Origin of the sequence: Larkinella terrae (genome assembly GCF_009668025.1) — a bacterium.
Classification (GTDB): domain Bacteria; phylum Bacteroidota; class Bacteroidia; order Cytophagales; family Spirosomataceae; genus Larkinella; species Larkinella terrae.
Map to the genome: position 1 here is coordinate 564,020 of NZ_WJXZ01000014.1, position 26,029 is coordinate 590,048.

Annotated in this window: 19 protein-coding genes; 5 read left to right on the forward strand and 14 right to left on the reverse strand. The window is 51.5% G+C overall.

Annotated elements, in window-relative coordinates; all coding sequences use genetic code 11:
* Positions 1–52: 52 nt before the first annotated feature.
* Entirely contained in the window at positions 53–817 is a 765-nt protein-coding gene (locus GJJ30_RS24185; RefSeq protein ID WP_154177762.1) for a GntR family transcriptional regulator, read from the forward strand.
* Here GJJ30_RS24185 and GJJ30_RS24190 read toward each other — a convergent pair.
* The 12 genes from GJJ30_RS24190 to GJJ30_RS24245 all read right to left on the reverse strand — a co-directional run bounded on the left by GJJ30_RS24190 (position 807) and on the right by GJJ30_RS24245 (position 20,518).
* Positions 807–1,511, reverse strand: a complete 705-nt coding sequence (locus tag GJJ30_RS24190; protein ID WP_154177763.1) for an SGNH/GDSL hydrolase family protein — start codon at positions 1,509–1,511, stop codon at positions 807–809. The genes GJJ30_RS24185 and GJJ30_RS24190 overlap by 11 nt on opposite strands.
* A gap of 7 nt (positions 1,512–1,518) precedes the next feature.
* Positions 1,519–4,362, reverse strand: coding sequence for a glycosyl hydrolase (locus GJJ30_RS24195; protein ID WP_154177764.1), 2,844 nt, complete (start codon positions 4,360–4,362; stop codon positions 1,519–1,521).
* A 103-nt stretch (positions 4,363–4,465) separates the two neighbouring features.
* Positions 4,466–6,988 carry a hypothetical protein gene (locus GJJ30_RS24200; protein WP_154177765.1) on the reverse strand — a complete coding sequence of 841 codons (2,523 nt, stop codon included), beginning with the start codon at positions 6,986–6,988 and terminating at the stop codon, positions 4,466–4,468.
* A 113-nt stretch (positions 6,989–7,101) separates the two neighbouring features.
* Positions 7,102–8,541, reverse strand: coding sequence for a RagB/SusD family nutrient uptake outer membrane protein (locus tag GJJ30_RS24205; RefSeq protein ID WP_154177766.1), 1,440 nt, complete (start codon positions 8,539–8,541; stop codon positions 7,102–7,104).
* A gap of 32 nt (positions 8,542–8,573) precedes the next feature.
* The gene (locus tag GJJ30_RS24210) at positions 8,574–11,774 is read right to left on the reverse strand and encodes a SusC/RagA family TonB-linked outer membrane protein (protein WP_154177767.1); all 3,201 of its coding nucleotides are present in this window, start codon (positions 11,772–11,774) and stop codon (positions 8,574–8,576) included.
* Positions 11,775–11,809: 35 nt separating this feature from the next.
* Positions 11,810–13,303 (reverse strand): L-fucose/L-arabinose isomerase family protein, encoded by a 1,494-nt coding sequence (locus GJJ30_RS24215; protein WP_154177768.1) that lies wholly within the window; start codon positions 13,301–13,303, stop codon positions 11,810–11,812.
* Positions 13,304–13,479: 176 nt separating this feature from the next.
* Positions 13,480–14,730: an MFS transporter gene (locus GJJ30_RS24220; RefSeq protein ID WP_154177769.1), complete on the reverse strand. Its 1,251-nt coding sequence runs from the start codon at positions 14,728–14,730 to the stop codon at positions 13,480–13,482.
* 240 nt (positions 14,731–14,970) lie between these two features.
* Positions 14,971–17,256, reverse strand: a complete 2,286-nt coding sequence (locus tag GJJ30_RS24225) for a response regulator (RefSeq protein WP_154177770.1) — start codon at positions 17,254–17,256, stop codon at positions 14,971–14,973.
* Positions 17,253–17,852 (reverse strand): peroxiredoxin family protein, encoded by a 600-nt coding sequence (locus GJJ30_RS24230; protein WP_154177771.1) that lies wholly within the window; start codon positions 17,850–17,852, stop codon positions 17,253–17,255. The genes GJJ30_RS24225 and GJJ30_RS24230 overlap by 4 nt, the downstream gene beginning before the upstream one ends.
* 292 nt (positions 17,853–18,144) lie before the next feature.
* Positions 18,145–18,495 (reverse strand): dihydroneopterin aldolase, encoded by a 351-nt coding sequence (gene folB / locus GJJ30_RS24235; protein WP_124879496.1) that lies wholly within the window; start codon positions 18,493–18,495, stop codon positions 18,145–18,147.
* A gap of 99 nt (positions 18,496–18,594) precedes the next feature.
* Complete coding sequence (locus GJJ30_RS24240) at positions 18,595–19,491, reverse strand: DivIVA domain-containing protein (protein WP_154177772.1); 897 nt, start codon at positions 19,489–19,491, stop codon at positions 18,595–18,597.
* Positions 19,492–19,615: 124 nt separating this feature from the next.
* Entirely contained in the window at positions 19,616–20,518 is a 903-nt protein-coding gene (locus GJJ30_RS24245) for a WD40 repeat domain-containing protein (RefSeq protein ID WP_154177773.1), read from the reverse strand.
* Positions 20,519–20,684: 166 nt separating this feature from the next.
* On the opposite strand from GJJ30_RS24245, the gene GJJ30_RS24250 reads away from it, so the two are divergent.
* On the forward strand, positions 20,685–21,314 hold the full coding sequence (locus GJJ30_RS24250; RefSeq protein ID WP_154177774.1) for a 4'-phosphopantetheinyl transferase family protein: 630 nt from the start codon (positions 20,685–20,687) through the stop codon (positions 21,312–21,314).
* Positions 21,315–21,345: 31 nt separating this feature from the next.
* Here GJJ30_RS24250 and GJJ30_RS24255 read toward each other — a convergent pair whose 3' ends face one another.
* Together GJJ30_RS24255 and GJJ30_RS24260 are read right to left on the reverse strand one after the other, a co-directional pair.
* Positions 21,346–21,546, reverse strand: coding sequence for a DUF4177 domain-containing protein (locus GJJ30_RS24255; RefSeq protein ID WP_154177775.1), 201 nt, complete (start codon positions 21,544–21,546; stop codon positions 21,346–21,348).
* 2 nt (positions 21,547–21,548) lie between these two features.
* Positions 21,549–22,421 carry a transglutaminase-like domain-containing protein gene (locus GJJ30_RS24260; RefSeq protein ID WP_310588418.1) on the reverse strand — a complete coding sequence of 291 codons (873 nt, stop codon included), beginning with the start codon at positions 22,419–22,421 and terminating at the stop codon, positions 21,549–21,551.
* Between the two features lie 277 nt (positions 22,422–22,698).
* Here GJJ30_RS24260 and galE point away from each other — a divergent pair, with 277 nt between their 5' ends.
* The 3 genes from galE (at position 22,699) to rfbA (ending at position 25,772) form a co-directional block, all read left to right on the forward strand.
* Positions 22,699–23,733, forward strand: a complete 1,035-nt coding sequence (gene galE, locus GJJ30_RS24265; RefSeq protein WP_154177777.1) for a UDP-glucose 4-epimerase GalE — start codon at positions 22,699–22,701, stop codon at positions 23,731–23,733.
* Positions 23,734–23,737: 4 nt separating this feature from the next.
* The gene (gene rfbB / locus GJJ30_RS24270) at positions 23,738–24,796 is read left to right on the forward strand and encodes a dTDP-glucose 4,6-dehydratase (RefSeq protein ID WP_154177778.1); all 1,059 of its coding nucleotides are present in this window, start codon (positions 23,738–23,740) and stop codon (positions 24,794–24,796) included.
* Positions 24,797–24,911: 115 nt separating this feature from the next.
* Positions 24,912–25,772 carry a glucose-1-phosphate thymidylyltransferase RfbA gene (gene rfbA / locus GJJ30_RS24275; protein WP_154177779.1) on the forward strand — a complete coding sequence of 287 codons (861 nt, stop codon included), beginning with the start codon at positions 24,912–24,914 and terminating at the stop codon, positions 25,770–25,772.
* The last annotated feature ends 257 nt before the right edge of the window (positions 25,773–26,029 follow it).

The following is a 26,029-nucleotide window of genomic DNA, read 5'->3' on the forward strand; positions in this document are numbered from 1 at the left end:
TGATCTTCTGATCGGAATCGGGCGGTGATGACCTTTATTTTTATCAGCAAAAATGACATCAAAATTCATTTCGATCAGTGATAGCATTATCGAAAAGATTAAGACGGGTGAATTGCAGCCGGGCGATCAGATTCCATCCGAAAATGAGCTGATAAAACATTTTCAAATCAGTAATACAACGGCGCGGAAAGCGCTGCTCGAAATCGAATCAAAAGGCTGGGCCAAACGGATAAAAGGAAAGGGAACTTACGTATTAAACCGGACTGATGACCATCATTTAATCCGTACGCTGGGATCGATTTACGCGACCCGACGCGGTTTTCACGACAGCCTGATTGCCGAAGGGTTTACGCCAAAAAATATTGTTCTGGAAAAGACAATTCTGGATGATGGAATCTCGTCGGAAATAAACGGCCGTCATTTTATCATTGATGGGCCGGTTTTAAAATTGCACCAGCTCCGCTATGCCGACGATTTATTGATCAAAGACGAGGTGAAATACATTTCGTTAACCCTGTGCCCGAAGATCAATAAAATGCCGACGGAAATTTCATATTTCAAAGTTTACGAAAATTCGTACCATCTGAAAATCAGTGAAGTGCAGCAGACCTTGGGCGTAACGATTATGCAACCCAATACCAATAATTTCGATCTGGTTAAACCCACGCCGGCCTTCGTTCTGGACAGTGCGGTGATCTGTACGGGTGAAAAAGTGGTCGAAATTGAACAGTCGTATTACCACGGCGATAAATACAAATTCGCCGTCATTGCCAGCCCCGACCACGATTACCGACCCACCAAACCGATTACTTCGTAAACCACTTGATCAACTCATTTGCAATCAGTTGATGGCCTGCCAGATTGGGATGGTTGACGGACGCCATATACTTCACTAAATCACCGCGAGTCGCTATTTTATTGAATTGGGCGTACGAATCGACCAATCCGATATGGTTCGTTTCGGCCAGTTTTATAATCTGATTGGTGTGCAATTCCAGATCGTTTCCGGCGACTTTTATATCGACTCGCTGATCGGGTGAGGGTGTCAGCAAAATCACTTTTATATTTTTTGAAAGCGCCGATTGAATCATTTTATCCCAGGCTTCTTTTGCTTTTTCGAGCCCGGCACCGCGGTCGTTCAGCGCGTAATCGATGAAGAGAACATCCGGTTTATGGACGAGCACATCTTTTTCAAACCGCTCCTGGCCTTTGATCGAATTTTCACCACCAATCGCCGTAACAATCACATTGATAACCGCATACGGATACTTTTCTTTCAATTTGGTCAGCACCAGATTTGGGTACGATTCCAGCGTATGGACTTCATGGTTCTCCCAATAACCGGCGGGAACCGAATGCCCGTGAAACACCAGATTGATCGTGCGGTTTTTCGGCCATTCTATTATCAGCTCCTTTTTCAGGTCAGATAAATACATCTCTGAATCAGCAACCTGGGCTTTCAGGGTGAACGAAAATCCCAGAAACAGGGCAATCAAAAGGGCATTTTTCATACTTCGATTAGTAGACGGTTTTTACAGTGTTAATCGTCACCGGTCCCAGCAAACCCGACTCGATCAGGGGTAATTCGCCCCAGGGAACGAGGTTTTTATTAGCCTTGGTAATATTGGTTTTCGTGAATTTCTCGCCAGTAATGGCGTCGCCGGTTAGCCGATTCGACCAGGTATTGGCGACTTCCACTTTTAACGTATTGTTCCCGGTTTTCACAACATCGGTAATATCGCAACGATACGGCGGTGTCCAGACGATGCCCAACGGCTGGTTGTTCAGCCAGACCTCACCGACTTTTGATACATTTCCCAGATCGAGATAAACCCGCTGATTTTGCGCGGAACCCGTTGCCGGTTTGTAATCAAAAGACGTTTGGTAGGCGGCTATACCCGAAAAATAGCGAATACCTGGCTGATCCGATTGCGTCCAGGAAATCAGCTTCGGAAAGGTGGCGGTTTCGGGAGCGCCCCAGCCTTTGGGAAAGCTGAGCTGCCACGGACCGGTCAGGGTCACCGCCGGTGAGGTATTGTCAACCTGCTCAAAACCAGCTTCTTTCTTTAATTCAAACGCGCCGGATTGAAAAAGCGTCAATCCGTTGGGCGTAAACGCCAATTGGGGTGGGTAAGTGCCGGAACCGGCCAGTTCGGTAAAATGCGACGGGGCGGTTTCCTTTGAAAAAACGACAAAACAGGACCCGTAAGGCGGCAGCGAAACCGGCAGTTGAATGCGCCCATCGGCCTGATTATAGACCGTAATCGGAGCGGTTTCGCCTGTTTCCGGATTCCAGATTTCGGGCGTTTTGTCCGTTTGGCGGAAGAAGCAATTCCGCGTAATCCATTGATGGGTCGTGTTACGGATCAGGTAAAAATCCAACTCACCATTTCGGTGGTGAATGTAATCCAGGGGCGTTTCCCGCTGATCGACTTTCTGATCGGCGTAGCTGAAATCGGGCGAAAGTTTCAACTCCTGCAAAACTGGTAAAGCCGGTTTTTGCTCGACAAAACGACCACCCTGTTCGGTCAGTCTTTTCAACTTCTCCCGAACTTCGAAAGGAATACGTCCCTCATTCCCAATGCTTAACACCTTGTAGCGGCCGACACCGGGTAACACCCATTCGCCGTTTTCAACGGTCAGATCGCGGAGTAATACTTCCGTATTGACAACCTCATAATCATAGCCGGGCCCTACCGAAAACCGGGTGTTTTTGGGCGGAATCAGGTTCGGTACCTTGTCGCCGTAATAATGCAGCACATCGGCGACGAACGCGGTTTTTTGCAAAATATACGATACCCGGCTGAGGTAGTCGTTGAACGGTTTTACCTTCGGCCACCAGGTCGTTCGGTCGTTGTAGTGCGTTCCGGCAAAATACGCGATTCCCGGATGTCCCATAATCGCGGGGTTGTGCGGAAAACCGTGGATCACCAACCGGTTCATGCCTTCGCAGAACGCCCGGTCGGCGATGATTTTCAGGTCGGAGGGGCCTTCCTGCCAGTCCCAATAACTCGTAAAAGACTCTTCCTCGACCATGCCGCGCTTGTAAATGTGCGAAGCTGCCGCGATTTCCTTCACCAGCCAGATCATGTCGACCAGACTATCTTTATCGTTTTCCATGAAAAACGTGCGATTGTACCAGTATTCCCCGCGCGGAACGTCCAGCGAACCCAGCGCTTTCAGCGTTTCGACCGGAATGTGGTGCAAATGCCCCGGCCCGCCCGATTCGGAAATGATCTGCAAACCGTAGCTGTTGCAGATTTCTTTGGCTTTCCGGTAATGGTTGTGGATCATCAGTTCGGACAGCGTTTTGTCAAAATCGAACTGGAAATTTTCCGCAACCTCCGGCCGATACCAGTCTTTGTTGTAAATGGCGGGCAGAAATTTATAGAGATCGTAACCATTCAGCTTCTTGAAAGCCGCTGGTAGGGTGGGTGTCCAGGTAAACTCTTTGGCTTCGTAACTGGCTAGATACAAGTTCTTTAACGCGCTTTTGCTGAAATCGCCGATAGCTGGTTTTAGGCGATCGATGAAATACATGACGTGCATGCGCGTGGCTGTCGAATCAAAATGATCGATGATCGGGCCGAGCGAATTAGGCGTAGGGCGGATCAACTGCTCACCGGAATTGGAGCAAACATAGCGGTAAACATCCCACGCGCCCGCTGGAGCTTTCCAGTTGAGCTGCTCGGCTTTGGGATCAAAAAAAGCCGTTACGTTGATGACTTTCGTGGTATCAAGCTGCGAGGTTTGACCGGCAGGCAAAGCAATCACAGCCACTTCTTCGTGGTACGCCGGTTTGCCGTCGGCTCCGTACACAATGGGCCGGGGCTGGCCTTTTTTGTCGGGGGTAATGGTTGGAAATGGTAGTTTAATAGCCTGATCGCCAGCGGTTTTCAGCGTTGTTTTGGAGTAGTAAATGGTTTTGGCCGCGTGTTGCGGTTTTACCCAGCTTCCTCCGGCGTTCCAACTGCTGGCGAGGTTCAGGCCCACTTCCAGATCGAGTTTTCCGGCTTCCCGAATCGCCATCGCAATGTTTTTCACCGACTCGTCGCTCATGAAAGCCGGGCCCGCCGGAATGAGCTGGTTGGGGTCGCTGGCGGGTGGTAAGCCGATCTCGAACAGATCGACGCCCCCAAGTCCGGCGTTTTTAATGGCCACCAGTTCTTCCTTCAGCCGAAGCGTATCGACATATCCGTTCAGCCACCACCAATAGACTTTCGGTCGGGCCGGAATCGGCGGATTTTTGAAACCTTCTTTCAGGGTTGAGTAACTCAACGTTTCGGTTTCGGGAGCGGTTTTCCGGCACGAAACCAACGAAACGATGAGTCCGATTCCCAACAGGCAGGAGGTGAATTTCATCGGAAGAATGTAGTTAAGGGTTAAAATTGCCCCCAACCCCCTAAAAGGGGCTTAGAAATACGATTGTATAAACCCCTTTTGGGGGTTGGGGGCAAAAGTGGGATTACCAGAACGCGACCAGATCACCGGTTACATTCTCGACGACGTAATGTTTACCGTACTTTTTATCACCGGTTTTGAAGGCGGTTTTTCCTTTTTTCCAGGGATAACCCGCATTGGTATAGACGTTTAAGCCCTGTTCCGTGACCTCATCATCCGGGTAGATCCGCACGGTCGCATTTTTCAGGCCCGTCAGTTTAACGCAGCGTTTCATCCGTTGGACGCCTGACGTCATTTCCTGGCAGGAAACCATGCCGTCGGGCTGGTCAATGAAAAACCGGCTTTCGCGGTGCCAGGCTTTGGGCAGGGAATACACCGAAAAACCGTCGGCCAGTTCGGTTTCGTAACCCGTCAGAATCGGCGCGCCCTGCGGCAGTTTGAACCGGTGCGTGATGGTCGTGTTCGGGCAATAACCGGAAAACAGGAAACCGTTGCTACTGCGGGAAATCGTCAAAACGGGGTTTTTGACCGATGGATTCCGTTTGTCGATCCGGTAATCGACGCCGAACTCCTTCAATACGTACCGCATCAGCAGCGGCCCGGTGAACAGTTCCTCCGGATTGTCGGGCGCCAGCAGTTTCCCGCCGGTGAACCTGCTCGAATTGGTGCCGCGCACGTAGGCCACTTTTCCGCCGTTCCATTCCGGTTTTTCGCGCACCCAAACGACCTCGCGTTCATTGCCGGATTGGGTCACTCTGGCCAGGATTTTGGTTCCGCCATCGGCTTTGTTTTTCACCTGCGTAGCGATTCCGCCCCCCGAAAACAGCGCCTGATGGATCATTTTGTCTGGATAATTTCTTGTCAGCTTGTCGACATTAATCGATGAATTGACCTGAAATTCGTCCTCCAGCGCCGGACCATTCCGGAGATTCAGCAAGTTGAGAAAAGCCGCTCCGGCGTGGTCGGCGGGGCCGTAAACCAGTAATTTGCCGCCGTTCTGCACGAAATCGATCAGCTTTTTCTCGAACGCCGAACCGGTTTCCGGTACAATCGAAACCAGAATCGATTCATTGAAAAAAGCCGGTTTTTCGGTCATCACTTGCTGGAATGAACCGGTCGAAAGAATGGTATTCAGCGGAAAACCGTTGTTGATGGCCTGGCGGATGAGCCAGTCGCCGTAGTAAATTTCCGGTAATCGATCCGGCTGTTTGTAAGCCCAGGTGTGGTATTCGTCGAACGGATAGACCCAGACAAGCGGCCCCGGAGCCGTCGGCGAATCGTAGCGGGCTTTCAGAATGTGCGGAATCACCTCATCGGGCACCTGGGCGGGCAACTCGCCGTACGAATTATCGGCGGTCAGGAAATTCAGGTGCGTCGGAAGCCGGATTTCACCCTTTGCGTTGATACGGGCTACGGCCATCGGCAGGTAAATATCGTGCGGTTCCTGTCCGTAGCGATCCAGCCACGGACTGTTGACCCACCACGGATCGTGGGTGTAATACCGGAACAGATACCGCTCGTCGGGCAGCTCGGCCATGCGCGACATATAACCCACCATTTCCAGCCCAAAATCGCCGTCCAGAGCGGCCCAGGGCGAATTCGGGGGCGGCAGCATGTTGTATTTTCCGCCGTAAATCTGCTTCAGATCGACGCCATCGCGCGCCAGATCCGCGCCGGTTGAGAGGTTGGTGCCGCGCGTCTGGATTTGAAATTTCGGGCATTCTTTCCGAAACAGGTTCCAGAAACCGGCGATCAGTTCTTTCGTGTTCGCCAGTTTTTCCGGTAAAAACGCCTTACCCGTAAAGGTTGCGCCGGTCGACGACCAGCCTTCGACGCCAAACCCAAAACCGTTGCTGAGCCAGATGAAATCGTAGCCCAGATCCGTCAGAAAATGCTGACTCTGGCGACCGAGAAACGTGCCGAATGGCGTATTGGCCGGAATGCCTTTCGGAAAACCGGCATAGGCTTCGGTATCGGCGTTCAGGGTCGAGTAGCAACTGACCATCGTTTTGTGGCCCATCGCGTTGCCGCCGAGAATTTCGGGGTGTTTTTTGTACTTAAACTCCGATTTGGCAAATTCCGGACCGGGGTCAAACGTCGCGCCGATCCGAACGGGTTTGCCGGTGATTTTCTGCCCGGTTTCTTTCAGCGTCTGAATGATGAATTTCAGGTCACCGTAGGTGAATTTGGGCGGATTTTCGAGGTATAAGTAGGCGCGTTCGTGCAGCGATAAGTCTTTCGGCCCCGAACCCACTTCGTGTTCCGTATTCGGATTGCCGATGTAGCGCGCCCATTCCAGCGGCTGGTTCAGGTTGCCTTTGTAATCCAGAATTTCCGAACCGTCGGAGGTCCAGAGCATGACGGAAACCGTGTCGGTGTGACGCAGGAGCGACTGCCACTGGGTGAAAAGTTCCGTCGCAACCTGCTGAATATAAGCCTTGTCGTTTTTCTTGAACGGCTTGAGCGAGGCTTCCAGCGTGATGTTGTGGAACGGTTTTCCTTTTAAGGTCGAGTTATCCAGATTCGGGGTTTCGACCGGATTTGTAAAACCGGTTAGAAGCAGGATTAGTAAGATAGCTAAGCGCATATGGAGCTAAGTTGTTTCGCAGAGTTGAGCGGAGTAAAAATGAGTTACGCAGAGGTTTTATTTATCTCCGCTTATCTCTTTTTAGCTCTGCTTAACTCCGCGAAAGTAAAAAATCAATACCCCGGATTCTGCTTGATGACCGTCGGATTCAGGTCGACTTCGTTCTGCGGAATCGGGAAGATCAGCTCGAAATCATCGACTTTGAAGTTCAGTTTCAGGCTGGCGTAGTGCGCATTCAGGACGGTTTGCGCCCGTCCCGTCCGCACCAGGTCGAACCAGCGCTGGCCTTCGAACAGAAATTCGAGCCGCCGTTCTTTCTCGATCGCCAGCCGCAAACCGGCCTGCGTGGTTTCGGTTACATTCGCTAGTTTGGCCCGATTCCGCACCTGATTGATAAAGGGCAGGGCATCGGCGGTTTTACCCTGTTCGTTCAACACTTCGGCATACATCAGCAGCACGTCGGCATACCGCAGTTCGGTGAACGTCACGCTGCCGTCGGACAGGTCGATGGCTTTGAAATCCACGAATTTCAGGCCGTAGCGGCTGTAGGATTTCTTGCCGCCGATCAGCAACACCGAGTCATTGACCGAAACCGCCTTGCGGGCGTCGCCGGGTTCGTAAGCCCGAATTACATCCAGCGTTGGCACAATCCGGCCGGAACCTTGCAGGTTGCCCGTAAAAATCGCCATGCTGGTAATGGCCGGGGTAAACAGGGACGAATAATTGTTGCCCATGCTGCGCCCCGACACGTATTCGACCTCAAAAATGGATTCGCTCAGGTTGTTATTGCCGTTGGTAAACAGCGTTTTATAGTCAGCAACGAGCGAATACGTTTTGGCATCGATGACTTCTTTCAACTTGGCGGCAGCCTGGTCGTAATTTTTTAAGGTCAGATACACTTTGCCCAAAACCGCTTTTACCGTTGAGCGCGACGCCCGGGTGCGGTCGGTATTGAGCGTAGCTGGCAACAGGGTTTCGGCGCTCCCCAAATCCGCCAGAATCACTTGATACACCTGTGCGGCCGGTTTGAGTGACAGATCAGCGGCTGCGACTTCTTCCGGACTGCTAAATTCCTTGTCGATGATGGGCACGTTGCCGAACAACCGGACCAGGTAAAAATAGCTGTAAGCCCGCAGGAATTTGGCTTCGCCCTTGATGCGGTCTTTGGTGGTCTGATCGAAACTGACGCCGTCGATGCGGTTAATGATCGCATTGCTGCGCGAGATGGTATACAGGCAGGTATTCCAGGCGCCCTGAATGTTACTGTTCGTCGAAACCACCGCGTTCTGGTCCAGCTGCATCTCGTTCACCGAGGGCGACGACCACTGAATTTCGGCGTTGTCGGTTGTCAGATCGCCCAGGTATTGCGCATTGCTGGTGTTGAACATACCACGCAAGGTACTGTAAACGCCCGTCAGAGCCGTCTCAAAATCGTTCTGATTTTTGTAAAAGGTCTGGTCACTGATCTGATATTCAGGACTCAGGGCCAGAAAGTCCTTGCAGGATGTGGCCGTTGCAAGTACGAGAAGGAAGAGGATTATGTTCTTTTTCATGGCAGTATCAAGTTGATCATCCGATGACTGAATTAGAAAGTTACCCGTAACCCGATGGTGTACGTCCGTGGATTGGGATAAGCAAAGAAGTCGATACCGCTCCGGGCAATGTTGTCGCCGGTGGTGCTGCCTTCGGGGTCGTAGCCGGGGTATTTCGTGAACGTGTAGAGGTTCGTCGCGTCGAGGTAAACCGATAAAGCCTGCAATTTAAGCCGTGTCACAAGGGATTGTGGAAAGGCATAATTGAGGTTGACGTTCCGGATGCGGAGGTAAGAACCGTCGAACAAATACTTGGTAGTTCCGGCGCTGAAACCAAACGCGTAGTCGTTCCGGATGGCGCGCGAATACGTTCCCGCACCGGGAGCTGAGGACGATCGCCAGCGGTCGGCCATGACGCTGAGCTGGTTCTGAACCCCGGCACCGTTCAGCGAAACTTCCCCGCCCTGAAAGTAAATCTCGTTGCCCTGCGATCCGTTGACACTGATATTCAGGGAGAAATTTTTGTAGGAAAACCGGTTGCCCAATCCCCACGTAAAATCCGGCCAGGGATTACCGACAATCGTGCGGTCGTTTTGCGTAATGGTTCCGTTGCCGTCGGCATCCTGGTAGCGGAAGTCGCCCGGCTGTACCTGCGGGTGCTGTTTCGGGCTGGAATTGACCTCTTCCTGCGTCTTGAAGACGCCCAGAATATTCAACAGCCGGAAGCTGGAAATCGGATAGCCGACCTGAGCGACCTGGTAATCCGAAGTGGCAATGCGGCTCGTAGCCGAGTTGAGCGCCAGCACTTTGTTCCGGTTCCAGCTGATGTTAAAATCCGTGTTCCACTGAAAACCTCCCTTGCGGATATTTTCCGAATTAATCGTCAATTCAAGACCCTTATTCTCTACCTCGCCGATGTTCTGGAGCGAACTGCTAAAACCGGACGCTGCGGGCAGGATTACGTTCAGCAAGAGGTCTTTTTTATGGGTCCGATACGCATCGACGGTCAGGCTCAGGCGGTTTTGAAACAACGCCAGATCAATTCCGACGTTGGTTTGCACCGATTGCTCCCAGGTCAGGACGTTGTTGGCCAGACTGCTCGGCACGACGCCCGAAACGACCTGACCGTTCGACACATTCCGCGAAATGCCCAGCAAACCCTGACTGGCGTAATTCGGAATCAGGTTGTTACCGGCAATCCCGTAGCTCGCCCGGATTTTCAGGTCGCTGATGAAGCTGACCGGTTTCATGAACGATTCGTCGGAAAGTCGGTAAGCCGCTGAAAACGAAGGGAATGTACCCCAGCGGTTTTCTCGACCAAACCGGGAACTGCCGTCCTGCCGGATGGTGGCCGTAAACAGGTATTTGCCAGCCAGTGTGTAATTGACACGCGCCAGCCACGATAGCATCGACCACTCACTTTTATAATTGGTTCCGGACGTAACGGCTCCGGCGGCCAGGTAATGCACGTCGTCGGTCGGGAAATCGGACGCTCCGGCCTGGACTATTTCATCGGTATTTTTCTGAACGGTATAGCCGACCAGTGCGTCGAGATCGTGTTTTTCGCCAAACCGGTGGCGGTAATTCAGGGTGTTCTCGTTCAGCCAGTTCAGGCTTTTTCCTTCCGTCACACCCGCCGTGGCCGCGCCCGTCCGGCTAGTTGCCAGACCGACTTTCGAGGATTTCCACAAACGCGTGATGTTGTTGGAATAATTGACCCCAACCGACGTTTTAAAAATCAATCCGTTGGCAATTTCGTACTGTAAATAATTGTTGGTGAATACGTTTGTGTTGTTTCGTTTGTCCGAAAATTCGGCTGCAATGATCAGCGGGTGCTCGACCGGGATGCCCGTCGGATCGGAAAATTCGGAGTAATAATTGCCGTTGGCGTCGTAGATCGGAATGGTGGGATCGCTGGCCAAAGCCGCCGAAATCAGGCCCCGGTATTGCAGGTGACCTTCGGCGCGGGCAAAATCCCCGTAGGAATGCGCCCCCGAAAACGACGCTCCCAGTTTCAGTCGCGGAGACAACTGGGCGTCGATGTTGGTCCGCAGCGTAAACTTCTTGAAGTTAGAGCCAATGATGATGCCTTTCTGATCGAAAAAACCGCCCGAAACGTAATAACTGACATCTTTGCCGGTTCCGCTGGCCGCCAGCTGGTAATTCTGAACCAGCCCCTGCTGGAAAATAACATCCTGCCAGTCGGTGCCATAACCGGAATTGGCAAACTGATCCGGCGTTCGAAAACCGGGTTTAACCTGCGTGGCCGTGCTGCGGACGTTGTTGGGATCGGAGGCTTTTCCGCCCGCAAACACCCAGGCGTTGTCCCGACCTTCGGCCACATATTCGGCGTATTCGCGGGGCGTCAGCAGTTTCAGTTTTTTCGCCAGTTGCTGAATGCCCGTCGAATGTTCGAAACTGATCGTGGTTTTGCCCTGCTTGCCGCGTTTGGTCGTAATAAGCACGACCCCGTTTGCCCCGCGCGACCCGTAAATCGCAGTGGCCGACGCATCTTTCAGGACCTGAATGGACTCGATGTCGGAAGGGTTGATGGTGCTGAGCGGGTTGATCCGGTTGGTCGAACTACTGCTGGCAATGCCGCTGGCCGAATACGAACTGGAACTGAACGTGCTCAAATCGGAACCGCCCCCGCCCGTGCCGATGGCATATCCATCGACCACGTACAAAGGCGAATTACCGCCCGTAATCGAGCTGATGCCGCGAATGACGACATTGACGTTACCGCCCGGTGCACCCGAGGTTTGCGTGATCTGAACCCCGGCCACTTTTCCCTGCATCATCTGATCGACGCTCGTGGCCGAGGGCACCGGCACCAGATCTTTGCTGGACAGATTGACAATCGAGCCCGTCAAATCCTTTTTGCGCTGGGTTCCGTAGCCGACCACCACCACGTCCTGCAATTGCTGCTGATCGGTTTTCAAGACGACATTGAGTACCGAGCGGTTTTTTATAGCGGTTTCGAAGGGTGAATACCCAATGAAACTGACGACGACGGTGGCGTTGGGGGAGATTGACAGCTTGAAATTACCTTCGGCATCCGAGGTCGTTCCGTTGGTAGTTCCTTTTTCCGTGATGGTGGCGCCAACCAGCGGCTGGCCATCTTCCTCGGCGGTTACTTTCCCGCCAATGGACACGCGGGAACCCGACTGTGCCCAGGCCACGTTGCCCAGGGTGACGATTAACAGGCTGACAATCAGAAATGATTGCAGACGATGGGATAAAAAATAGTTCATAGGACAAGGATTTAGAAATAATTCACCGGGTGTTATCAATTGATAATGACGGATTCAATTTTCAGGTAATCGGCAATTTTTTGAATCGTTTCGGCGTGGTGACCAACGCCCAGCGCGAAATGGTGCGTCGGCCCGGCTTTGATCCACCGTTTCAGGAAAGTCCGGACATCGGGTTTGAAAAAACCGCGCGTATTCGTGTTGCCCGTCGGCGGAATCGGCCCGGCCAGCGACTCGCCTTCGGCAATGATGAATTTCATTTTTCCTTCGTACGTCGAGCTGATACTCAGCATTGTAATCGGTCCCTGTTTGATTTTGAACTCGACGCCAGCGCCAAAACCGGGTTTGCCGTGGTATTTTTTCAGGCTCCGTAAAACCGGTTGACCGTCGGCGATGGCGATGTTGTGTGGTCCGTCGTGGCCCACCAGCACAAAGTCTTCCTTGAAATCGACCGGGTGAAACTCGGCGAAACTGCCCCCGATGCCCAGGCGCTCCATGATCAGCATGGCGATGCAGGTTTTCAGGTCGGATTCGCCACACATCGGAAAACCGGCGCCCTGCAGCAGCGAATTGCCCACGATCAGGTTCGACATCACCACGCGGGTGTCGCTGCCCTCGGGACCGTCGTAGTAATAGGCCAGCCCATCCAGTTTTTTCGCCTTGACAAATTTTTCCAGTGCCACGGCCACCTGGGCGGCAATGCGCAGATCCGAGTCGCGGAGCTTTTCGGAAATTGGGTCAGAAACCGGGTCGGGCGTGTCGAAAAAGGCCAGAATTCGATCCTGAACCCGTTCAATTTCGTTCTCCGTGGCCTGCTGGTACTGCGAAACGATTTCGTGTGCTTCACACTGGACGATGTGCACGCCGAAGTGGGCCGTCAGCATCGTCGAGTCGGAATGCATGTCCAGCATGGCTTCGATCGGGTGGCCGATGTGCCCGATTTTGGAGGTTTTGAGATCGTGCAAAACCGTGGCAATGCGGCAATATTCTTCAATTTCAGCGTCGGCTGCGGGATCGTCGAACAGCGTTCCGATGATCGTCTGGGGCACCTTTTTTCCCATCCGGACGGCGACTCCCGCAAATTCGGGCAGCGAGCAGATGTCGTCGTTGTAAAGCTGCAGATAGGTCGATGCGCGACTGTAATCCATCGCTTTGTCGGGTTGCAGCGCAACGAGGACAATGGGCGTGTCGATGCTTTTGATGACGACCCCAAACGTGCTCGAGGTAGCGTAGGTGAGCATGTCGCAGAAAATCAGGTCGAGGTTTGCCGCCTGGAGTTTCGGAACCAGTTCGTAAGCCTTGTTGACGTCGTCGACCAGCCCGAAGTCGATGATTTCCACCGAATTGAGGGATTCGATTTTTTCGATGAAAACCGCCTGCTTTTTCAGCATATCCTCGAGCAATCCGTCAAACTGACTCCAGTACTTAAAATAGCCGACGCCAAAGACTCCAATCCGGGCGCGTGTTTTTTTTCGTTGGATAAAACCCGTCTGATCGGCGGCAGCTACGTGGTTCAGCGATTCGTTTTCCATAGTATAAGATTGTGTCTTTGTTTCAGTATGTTAACGCACTAAGTTAAAAGAGGTAAAGTTTTTGGAATTCACCGTTAGAAATAAGAAAAATTGAGAATTACTGACGGTTATCTACCAGCTCACGGTTAAATCGCAACGGTCCCTGGGCTGATAGAGATTCGACTTTGGTTCATTCGTCAATCCGCCTGGACACCATTCGGAATGATTGCCACCGGTTGGGAATGGTTGAACAAGGGTACTATTTTGGGAATCAGCCAGATAAGTAACAGAAACGCCAGCGGATACAGCAAACCCGACGCGACCCAGAGGGGCCGATACGAATAGTTTTGAATCACTACGCCCATCAGCGGATTAAGCAGTAAACCCGAAACCGCACCAGCCGTGCCCGACAAACCGACGACGGTGGAAGTGGCTTTTTGTCCGAACATGTCGGAAATGGCGGTGATGTAATTGGTAATCCAGAAACCATGGGCGAACATGAAAACCGCCATGAGGGAAATCGCTAGGTTGACCGAGGATACCCATTCGATCAAGGGTGTGGAAAGGGTGAGCGCGGCCGCAATACCCATGACGGTTTTACGGGCTTTGTTCACCGAGAAGCCACGGGCAATCAACTGGCCGGAAAACCAGCCGCCGAGAATGTTGGCGATGCCCAGCGCCAGAAACGGAATCCAGAAAAGGCTTCCAATCTGCTCAAATGATACATTTCGGACCGAACTCAGGTATTTCGGAATCCAGAACATCATGAAATAGAAAACCGGGTCGAGCAGAAAACGGATCAGGATAAACACCCAGGTGGGCTGCTTTTTGAATAATTCCAGAAAGGCGATTTTTTCCACTTTTTCGGATTCAACGGCAATCCGGTTTTCTTTCTTCCACGGAATGAGCAACCAGGCTACCACCCAGGCAATACCGATTAAACCGGGAATCAGAAAACCGCCCCGCCAGCCGTAATGAGAAGATAGCCAGATGGTTAGAGGAGGTGCAACAACGGCCCCGATGGCCGAACCACCGATGGCAATGCCGTTGGCGAGCGCCCGTTCTTTTTTGTCGAACCAGCGAAAAACCGTCCAGGCGGCACCGGGAAAACAACCGCCTTCGCCCACACCGAGCAAAAACCGAAAGGTCAGCAGTTGCGAAAAACTGGTCATAACCGCGTGCAGACTGTTGGCAATCGACCAGAGCCCGACCGAAACCGCCAGTCCCATTCGGCCGCCAATCCGGTCGATGAGCCAGCCACCCAGCGTAAACATAATGGCGTAACTGATCAGAAAACTGGTATTGATCATGCCATACTGCACATCCGTAATGTGAAATTCCTCCTGAATCTTCAGAATGGCAATCGACAGCACCTGCCGGTCCAGAAAGCTCAGGCCGGTTGCGATGAAAAGCAGGAAGACGATCAGCCAGCGGATGTTTTTTTGCATGGGTTGGGAATTTCGAATTTAGAAGTGAGACAATAGACAAGAGAATAAAGAGGAAACAGGTCGCACATCTCTTGTCTCACCTCTTTTGTCTAACGTTAACCTTAACGCACTAAGTTAGCGTGAACAAAGATAGAAGCCTATTGATGAGAAAATCAAGGGGTAGTGGTACTTTTTTTTAAATAAATTGCAGGAATCCAATCATGATGTTGCCTGACTGGAGTGGCAGAAACGGTGGATTATTTACAGCGCAACTTCGGTCGGTTGCTGGTACCATTTTTCAAATTTCAGCATGAGTTCCTCCAGTTTGATCGGTTTATTGAGGAAATCATCCATTCCGGCTTCCAGGCATTCCTGTTCCGTTCCTTCGATGGTATTGGCGGTTAGGGCCACAATAACCGGTTGTTTGATCGGCATTTGCCGAATCAGCCGGGTCGCTTCCAGTCCATCCATCACGGGCATTTGCATGTCCATCAGGATGATGCTGTACGGTTTGTTGCGGATCGCTTCCAGTGCTTCCTGCCCGTTTCCAACCACATCGGGCTGATAGCCCAGTTTCTGGAGGATATACAAAATAACCCGCTGGTTCATGGCATTGTCCTCGGCCACCAGGATGACGAAGGGGTATTTTTCGCAATAATCAGCTGATAACTTTTTCTGCAAAACCGGTTCCGGGGATTTCGGGATTTGCTGCTGAAGCGCATTCTGAATGTGTTTAATCAGGACGTGCTGCTTGATGGGTTTGTTCAGAACCGAAACGAAAAGCTGCCGCTGTTCTTCTTTTAATTCCTCGCCAATGGAACTGAGCAGAATAAGCGGAAGCTTGGGCGAACGTTCGCGGATCTGCCGGGCCAGCATCAGGCCATCCATACCCGGCATTTGCATATCCGTAATGACCAGATCGATTTCCGGGTTTGTCGCCAGAATTTCCAGTGCTTCATCCCCGCCCGTGGCCAATACCGGCCGGAGTTTCCAGATTTCAAATTGACGCTTCAGAATGGTCAGGTTGGTCGCATTATCGTCTACCACCAGCACCTGTTTTCCTTCCAGATTAATCAGACTGTAGCGGGTGTAGGGCGTTAGCGTTTTTGTTCCGACGCGCGTCCGGATTGTAAAGGAAAACGTTGAGCCTACGCCCGGTTTGCTCATAACGCTGATTTCTCCGTTCATCAACTGGACCAGCTTCAGCGAAATTGCCAGACCTAAACCGGTGCCGCCGTATTGTCGGGTGGTGGAAGTATCCACCTGCGAAAATGATTTGAACAGGCGCCCCAGTTTATCTTCCGGAATACCGATACCGCTATCCTGCACGTCAAACCGGATCGTCAGCGTGCCGTCCGGAGCAACCTGATCCGGTTTTACAAAGACACAGACTTCACCCTGTTTGGTAAACTTCAGGGCGTTGCCGACCAGGTTGGTCAAGATCTGCCGCAGCCGCAGCGCATCGCCCACGATTTGGGTCGGGACGTTTTCGTCGAGTTCGTAAATAAGGTCCAATCCGAGCTGCGTGGCCTTGGTTCCGAAAATGTCCAGCGTGTCTTCGATGCATTGCCGAAGGTTAAAATCTTCGTTTTCCAGCTCCAGATTGCCCGATTCGATTTTGGAAAAATCCAGGATGTCGTTGATCACATTGAGCAGCGTATCTCCGCAACTGGCAATGGTTTCGGTAAACATTCGCTGCTCTTCCGTCAGCGACGTTTCCTGCAGAAGTGCCACCATGCCGATCACACCGTTCATCGGGGTACGGATTTCGTGACTCATTGTAGCTAAAAAAATGCTCTTGGCCTGATTTGCTTTTTCGGCCTCGTTACGGGCTTTCTCCAGTTCCCGATTCGACGCGCTGAGTTGTTCGTTGATTTTTCGCTGGATTTCCTCGTTCCGTTTCCGCTCCAGCGAAAGTTGGGCTTCTTTTTGCAACTCCACCATTTCCATTGCCTGCCGAAGCTGAATTTCGTTGTATTTCCGGAGTTGGTACGACCATAAACCGCCAATAAAAAAGATCACGGCGGCCAGCAGAATATGAATGGCGAACGTCTGTAGGTCAAAATAATCCAGCCGGGTGAAATAAATTCCGTTGACACCGCTGTTTTGCAGGTAACCAAAAACCGCATGGTGGACCAGAACGACGATCATCATGGGAATCTGCAATCGCCATTTCTGATACGTGATCAGCACGGCGCTGCCAATGAAGGCGAAAAAATGCATTTCAAAGAGCCCGTGCATCTGGTAAATGTACTGAGCCATGAACACCCCGAATACCGCACTGAGAACGTACTGGTACAGGTCGGAGGAGGGCAACAGGAGTTTGGCGGAATAATAAGCTACCAACGAAAGCCCGCCAACGCCGACGGCAATTGACCAGGTGTCGTAGAACAAGGCCAGGACGAGACCGATCAGAAAATAACCGCTTAGAAAATAATTCATCAAGCGATCGGATCGCTCCTGAACGCCCGAAAGAAAGTCGTGAGTGGGGTTAACGGACAGGGTGGGCGGATACGCCACCAGGGGTTGGACCAGAGGTGAAGTCATTTTTTACAGTAGGGCAGCGTGCAGCCGTAAGACGTTAGGGCAAATTGGTCGAAAACCCGACCGGATTCGTTCTGCAACAATCCAGCGAGAGCCATTTTGGCGTAGCTGGTTTTTTCATCCGTGCAGTAGCGGGTCCGGTTGTAGTTTCCGCGGTAATAGAGCCGGTGTTGCGCATCGAGCAACACCGCCTGGGGAGTGGAATAAACCCCGCACGACCTGGCGATGGACGGATCGAATAGAACCGGGATGTCGAGCTCTAGTTTTTCCTGTATCTCCTGAGCCGAATAAGGTTTCGCACTCATCACTACGACGGCGAAATTGACCTGTTGGCCGTATTGCCGAACCAGGGATCGAAAGTGAGCCTTATTGAACCGGGAACAGGGGCAGTCCGGGTTGAAAAAATGAAGCAAAACCGGTCGCTTAAGCGGTAATGCGGCCAGTTCATTTACCGTAACCACTGTTCCGGTCTTTACCGGTTTATAATTTTCGGGAACCGGTGTGGGCAACTGGTAGACCCAGTCGTTGTACCAAAATAATCCCCCCACGGCGGAAAGCAACACCAGCAGCCACAGTAATACCAAACCTCTTTTTACCATGGACTAATGCGCTCTTTTTATGAATCCGATTGACAAATGGAGAGGAATCAGGAAATAATACAATCGCTATTTCGGCCGACCACCATCATCGATAAGATCAAAAATGCGCAATAACAGTGCCATTTTCGAGAAATAAGTTACTGTTTTTACGATAATAGTTCTTTATAAGTAACAATTTGGTTTAGAAGGCGAACTTGCGGACCCGAAGAAAGCCAAAAAGAGAAGCGAGCGCCCAGCGATTCCGAACGACCGCAGTGGTTCTTCCGGTTTCCTTCGGCTACTACTAATTCATTCAGCCTCGCAACGTGATCTTCGCGCGGTGGCAGACGCCCCCGATGGGTGGGTTGAATTTGGAAACGCTGACTTCGACGGTTTCGACGTTGGGGTAGCGTTTGCGGATTTCGGTGATGATGTTGTGGGAAATGTGTTCGAGCAGGCGGGCGGGGCGCTGCATGGCTTCGTGGGCGATGCGGTATAACTCGCCGTAGTTGACCGTTGTGCTCAGCTTATCGACGCGGGCGGCTTCGGACAAGTCGGCAACCACCGTGATATCGACCGAGTATTTGTTGCCAATTTTCTGTTCTTCGTCGTAGAAGCCGTGGTAAGCGAAAAATTCGAGACCTTCAAGCGAAATTGTTCCCATACATGAGGAGTCCGGCGGGTTGCGGCCCGCCGTCCAACCGGTTAGATTTTCGCCCAAAAGTAGAATAAAAAAAGCGGACTCGGTGCCCGCCTGGTGTTATTAAATCTGATCGAAGAACGATCCGGCTCCTTTTTTCTTTTCGCCCGCATCCGATTCTTCATGAACGGCCTGGGGTTCAGTTGTTTCGTCCTCCTCTTCCGGTTCTTTTTCAGCCACCGGTTCCGTCATCGGGAATCCGGCTTCGGCGGGTTCTTCGCCCTGAGCTGCTACCGGGTCTTCAACGGTTTCGGCGGCAGGCGTTTCGGTTACTTCGGCGGTATTTTCGACGGCGTCGTCCGTGGTTTCCACATGCAGGGTTTCCGGGTCAACCAGGGCCGAATCGTCATCGGCCGGGCTGGTGCCTTTGGCCGCTGCGGGTTCTTCTTCCTGGTGCTGGGCCGTTACCTCGTCAATTTTGGCCTGAAGCGATTGCTGGTTGAATTTTTTCTCAAACCGATCCACGCTGTCGATGGCGTTGTTGGCCAGCGTCCGGATTTGCTTGATGAGCCCTTCCTTGTATTTTTCCATCGCCTTGAAGTCGTGTTCCATCGACTTCAGGTCGTTCAGAATATTTTCTTTGATAAACCGGGCCTGATTTTCCGCGTCCTGCACCATCAGCGTTGAGCGCTTACGGGCATCGGCCAGGATTTCATCGGCCTTTTGTTTCGATTCGTTCAGGTATTTTTCGGCGGCTTTGTTGGCCTGATCCGTAATCTGGGAGCTGGTGTCGTCGGCGGTTTTTAACGTCTTGAACAACGTCATCTCGATATCCTTGAACTTGTTCAGTTCTTTCTCGGCCAGTTCAAGCTGCATTTTCAGCATCTTGCCTTCACTCGTCACGCGTTCCCATTCCTGCGAGAGAGAGGCCAGAAAGGCATCCACTTCGTCAGGGCGGTAACCGCCGAATCCTTTCTTTTCAAATGTATGCTGCCGTATCTCGATGGGCGTAATTTTCATAACTGAAAGGGTTAATGGTGACAAATGATCACTTGTCTGCTAAAAGTAAAGTTATCCGACCGAAAATATCAATTTTTTACTCTGAAATTTGTCAAAAATCCAAAAAAGTAGCCAAATCATTTACCTAGCGGGTAATTTCCCAAACCGAAAGGAGCCGATCGTCGCTGGCCGAAATCAGTTGCTGATGGTACGAACTCCAGAGCAATTTATTCACGGAAGTGCCGTGTCCGGCGTGCCGGGCCCGGTCAATAACCTTCAGGAGCCGGAATGTGGCCGCATCCCACACTTTGATGGATTTGTCCATACTGCACGTAGCAAATAACGCGCCATCCGGGCTGTAGCAGAGGTGATTGATGGCGAATAAATGAGCGGCAATATCCTGTTGCAGGCTGTATTGATCGACAACATCCCAGATTTTCAGGTGCGCATCGCGCCCGGCCGAGAGCAAAAACCGCCCATCGGGGGAATACTGAACCGTAAATACGGAATTGGTATGGGCCGGAATGACGCGCTTCAACATCAACAGATCCGCATCGAAAATACGGATACCGTTGTCGCTGTAGCCAACGGCCACTTCCCGGCTGAGCGGGTTGATCGCGATGCTGCGGGCGCTTTTATCGCTTACTTTCAGGTGTTTTTTGACCACAAATTCGGCCACATCCATCACCGCCAGCACCCCGTCGGACAAGGCTACCCAGGCCAGATCGTCGAAGATTTTAATGTCAAAAATGGCCGCCGACGTAATCTGGGCCGAACGAATTTCCTGCTTTTGAACCGGATCAATGATGTGAATACCGTCGTAATTTTGCCCCACCCAAAGCTGTTTCCGTTCCGGGTCGAACGCCAGCGCGTAGACGGATGCCGGAATGCGGGCGAGCAGCGAACCCAAATCCGGTTTGTCCAGTTGCCAGCGAACCACCATACCGTCGGCGCCAGCCGAAAAAATCTCGGTCGGCGAAGCGCCCGCATCCAGCGTGTAAACGCAGTCGCGGTGACCGGCAAACGTGTCAATTTTGTGAACCTGCATACCAAAAAAAGGCTAAAAAATAGCGAATATCGAACAATGAATATCGAATAGTGAAGGCGTCCTGTACTTCGTTATTCGGGGTTCATTATTCATTATTCGATATTATATAAGTTGCGCTTTCGGCTATTTTATAATTTCGCAGCAAAACTAATTAGAAAACCGGGATATGTCCGTTTATCAAACCCACCGTCTTGGTGCCGATTGTACGGCGGTGTTGTGGAAAATCGAGGAAAGCGAGGAAGAATTGCGCGCGCAGGTGACGCTGACGGTTCCCGAACAGATGGAGTTGGTCGAGATTACGCACCCGGCCCAGCGCGTCGAGTGGCTGGCCTGCCGGGCGGCACTCCGGTCGTTGGTACAATCCTACTGGCCGTACGCCGGTTTGTATAAAGATGAATACGGAAAACCGCATCTGATTGGCTTGAAAGCGCATGTTTCCCTTTCGCACACGTCCGGCTGGGCGGCTGCCGTGGTTCATCATTCGAAAGCGGTCGGAATTGACATTGAGCCGTTTCGGGAGCAGTTTGTACGGGTGGTCCCGCGCGTTTTGTCGGACGAAGAGATCAGCCACGCCAACGGCGATCTGCACCGGCTGGCGGTTTACTGGTGCGCCAAAGAAGCGCTGTACAAGCTCTACGGAAAACGCCAGCTCACGTTCCGCGAACACCTGCACGTCGAGCCGTTTGCCGATGGCGAGGGTTTGCTGACGGGCCACGTTCGCTTGCCCGATGATGTCCGCGAGTTGACGATTCACTATTTTGAAACCGGGCCGGGAATGCTGGCCATTGCGTATTAACGTACCCACCGACTGCTCCGTGGGTACGTATTTATTCAGCGAGTTCGCGCTTCAAGATAAGGATGACAGAATGGGTTTTTCCCTCGTACAAATTGGTGGAAAAAGATGTGCTGATTTCCCAGCCTTCTTCGCCTAACTCGTTCAATTTTAATACGATCTCCTGGCTTTCGACCTTGCCGCCCCAAAAACCGCCCGTTGGAACTTCCAGAGCACGGTATTCAAATCTCCTCATCGTTACTTGTTCGTGTAATCCGACAGGGGCGGAGTCGCATCTTCGTCGTAAACCGCATTCAGCAACTGCTCCACTTCCTTCACCCGCCCGGTATCGCCGATTTTCTCGAACGCCAGCATCAGGTTGCGCAGCACCCGCCGGATGATGTCCAGATTCGTGCAGGGCTGGTAATAGGTATCGACCGGTTTCAGGTTCAGCTGACCAATGTAATGATCGATGTCCGATTTTGAAAAAACCAGTCCACGGTTAAAGACGTTGATGTAAAACTGCGTGTGATCCTTTTTATACGTCAGCACAAACAGGCTGGGCAGATTAACGCCGTACACGGGCAAATCCAGTTGCTGGGCCACCATCATGTAGATCACGCAGAGCGATATGGGATTGCCACGCCGACTTTCCAGCACCACATTGATCATCGAATTGGACGGCGAATGAAAATGTTTGGTGTTGGCGGCAAATTTCAGCTTGTTAAAAAATACGGTATTCAAGGTCTTGATCTGATCGATCGGGTGCATTTCCGACTTGCCTTCCAGCCACACATCCAGGTAAAGCTGCTTGATTTCCTGCCGGATTTTATCGAGCGACAGATCCGGATACTGGTAAGTTGCCACGATCCACAATCCTTCCAGCAGGTCAATTCCACCGGTTTCTTTCCAGAGAGTGATGCGCTCCAGCACAGACTGGTATTGCAAATCGTGAATCAATTCCTCGATTTTCTTCTGATGAATGGGACTAAAACTGTCTTCCCATTCACTTTCCAGGTAGGGAATCAACTGGCCGCCCAACTCGCGGATTTTCTGTTCAACATGCTCGGTGATTTCCTGATCTTCGTCGTCAAGCAGAGAAATCAGTGCTTTAATTTCGTTATCGTTTATCATGCCACTTCAATGTGTTGCGGTCTGACGTTTCGTTGGTTCAATACGGCTAGGTTCTGACTCGAAGATAAAAACTTATTTTTAGAAACCTACTGAATTTTATACTTTTGCCACGCAAGAAATAGGCCGCATCTGATTTCTTAACACGATTTTATAAAAAATGATTTTTTTGCCAAACCGTAAAAAAATACAAATTTGTCAGACATACCGGCAAGTTTTTTGCTTGACCTGCTACTAACTCAACGTTTGAAAAAAATCTTTAAATGCCATCACTCCAATGAAAATTTTAGTCACCGGCGGAGCCGGATTTATCGGTTCACACACCGTTGTTGAACTGTTAAACGCTGGATACGAGCCCGTTATCATCGATAATTTTGCCAATTCAAATCCTTCTGCACTCGCCGGTCTGCGCCAGATTCTGGGGCAGGACGTTCCCTTTTACGACGCCGATTGCAATGACTCGGAGGCTTTAAATGCCATCTTCGAAAAAGAGAATTTTCAGGGAGTTATTCATTTCGCGGCCCACAAAGCCGTCGGTGAATCGGTGGCCAAACCGTTGATGTATTACCGCAACAACCTCAACTCGACTGTTTTGTTGCTGGAAACCATGCAGAAATACGGCGTTCCAAACCTGGTTTTTTCGTCGTCGTGTACCGTGTACGGCCAACCCGAACACCTGCCGGTGACAGAGGAAACGCCCCGGCTTCCGGCCCAGTCGCCTTACGGCAATACGAAAGCCATTTGCGAAGATATCATCCGCGATACCGTTCATGCCGGAACACCGATCAAAGCCATTGCACTGCGGTATTTCAATCCCATCGGGGCGCACCCGTCCGGCCTGATTGGTGAGTTGCCACTGGGTGTTCCGGGCAATCTGGTGCCGTTTATAACCCAGACAGCCGCCGGAATCCGCGAGAAATTAACGGTTTTCGGCAGCGATTACAACACCGCCGACGGCACCTGCGTCCGGGATTTCATTCACGTAGTCGATCTGGCCAAAGCCCACGTTCAGGCCCTGCGGTTGCTCGACTCGCGCGAAGAAGCCGGTTATTACGACATCTTCAACGTCGGCACCGGCCAGGGAAATACCGTGCTGGAAGTCATCCGGACGTTTGAAGAAGTGAACGACCTGAAACTGAATTACACCATTGGGCCACGCCGTCCGGGTGATGTCGAGAAAATCTACGCGCAGGTCGATAAAGTCAACGATGTGATGGGCTGGCGGGCCGAGAAATCACTGGCCGAAGGCTTGCAGGATGCGTGGCGCTGGGAGCAAAATTTACAACTGAAAAAATCAATCGTTGCCGGGTAAAGCTATGTCGAAAAAGATTCTGATTACCGGCGGAGCCGGATTCATTGGTTCACATGTCGTTCGGTTATTTGTGACGAAATATCCTGACTATCAAATTGTTAATCTGGATAAATTGACGTACGCCGGCAATCTCGCCAATCTCACGGATATTGAAGATTTGCCCAATTATACTTTCGTCAAAGGAGACATTACGGATGCCGCGTTTCTGGAAGAACTTTTCCGGGAACAGAATTTCGATGGCGTCATCCACCTGGCGGCCGAATCGCACGTGGACCGGTCGATCTCGGACCCGATGGCATTTGTCCTGACCAATGTCGTTGGCACGGTTAACCTGTTGAACGCAGCCAAAAATAACTGGAAAACCGACTTTACCGGCAAACGGTTTTATCATGTTTCGACCGACGAAGTCTACGGTTCCCTCCACAACCCGGAAGACTTCTTCCTGGAAACCACGCCGTATGATCCGCAATCGCCCTATTCGGCTTCCAAGGCGGCTTCCGATCATTTTGTGCGGGCGTACGGCAATACCTACAAACTGCCAATCGTGTTGTCAAACTGCTCGAACAACTACGGCCCCAACCATTTTCCGGAAAAGCTGATTCCGCTGATGATTCATAACATCCAGACCAACAAACCGTTGCCGGTTTATGGCAAAGGCGAGAACATACGGGACTGGCTATACGTTATCGATCACGCGCGGGCCATCGACACGATTTATCACAGCGGCAAAACCGGTGAAACCTATAACATTGGCGGTTTCAACGAATGGAAAAACATTGACCTCGTGCATTTACTGTGCGGAATTATGGATCGGAAGCTGGGCCGCCCCGAAGGGACTTCGGCTCAATTGATTACGTACGTAACCGACCGTGCCGGCCACGACCTTCGCTACGCCATCGACGCCCACAAACTGATGAACGAGCTGGGCTGGGAGCCTTCTCTGCAATTTGAAGAGGGCCTGGAAAAAACCGTAGACTGGTTTCTGGCCAACCAGGAGTGGCTCGAAAACGTCACGTCGGGCACCTATCAGAAGTATTACGATTCCATGTACGCAAACCGCTAAACAATTGGGATTGAGCGATTGAGTGAATGAGTGGCTCTGCCATTTTCTGCCATCTATAGCTTTCTGAGAAGCTTTTCACTCAATCACTCAATCGTCCATTCGCTTAATCAAAAAGATGAAAGGCATTATTCTGGCCGGAGGCTCCGGTACCCGTTTGCACCCCCTGACCCTGGCCGTCAGCAAGCAACTCATGCCGGTTTACGATAAGCCGATGATTTATTATCCGCTGTCGATTCTGCTCCTGGCGGGAATCCGGGAGGTGCTGATTATTTCAACACCGCACGACTTGCCGCATTTCAGAAAATTGCTGGGCGATGGATCGCAGGTCGGCTGCTCGTTCAGTTATGCCGAACAACCCCTGCCCAACGGGCTGGCGCAGGCTTTTGTCATTGGCGAAGAGTTTATCGGAGATGACAAAGTGGCCCTGATTCTGGGCGATAATATTTTCTACGGTTCGGGCCTGTCGAAACTTCTGCAGGCCAACAACGATCCCGATGGTGGGGTGGTGTTTGCCTACAAGGTGAACGATCCGGAGCGCTACGGTGTCGTGGAATTCGACGGGGATTTCAACGCCCTGTCGATTGAGGAAAAACCGCTGCAGCCCAAGTCGAACTACGCCGTGCCCGGTTTGTATTTCTATGATAATGAGGTGGTTAAAATTGCCAAAGAGCTGAAACCCAGTCCGCGGGGCGAATACGAAATCACCGATGTCAACAAAGTATACCTGGAGCGTGGCAAACTGAAAGTGGGTATTCTGGATCGCGGAACCGCCTGGCTGGATACGGGTACGTTCGTGTCGCTGATGCAGGCCGGTCAGTTTGTGCAGGTGATCGAGGAGCGCCAGGGAATGAAAATTGGCTCAATCGAAGAAATCGCCTACCGCATGGGCTATATCGACGCGGAACAGTTGAAGGAAATCGCTCAACCGCTCGTAAAAAGTGGTTACGGACAATATCTGCTGAATTTGCTGAAATAAAAGCTATCAGCTAAGTAGAGGGAGTAAAGGAGGATTCGGAATCGCTCTTTTACTCCCTTTCTTGTGCTTTTTCCAAAAAAAAAGCCTGGACAATGTCCTGGCCTTTTCCAAACCTAACCTATGAGATGAGAAAATCGGCCTGCCCAATCGGATGACCGGACTGACCAACTCTCTGCAAATGTGCAGGGAAGTTAATAAGAATGGCAGAGAAGAAATACTGAATTGGGTAAGAAGCCATAAATTTTTTTACCAAATGG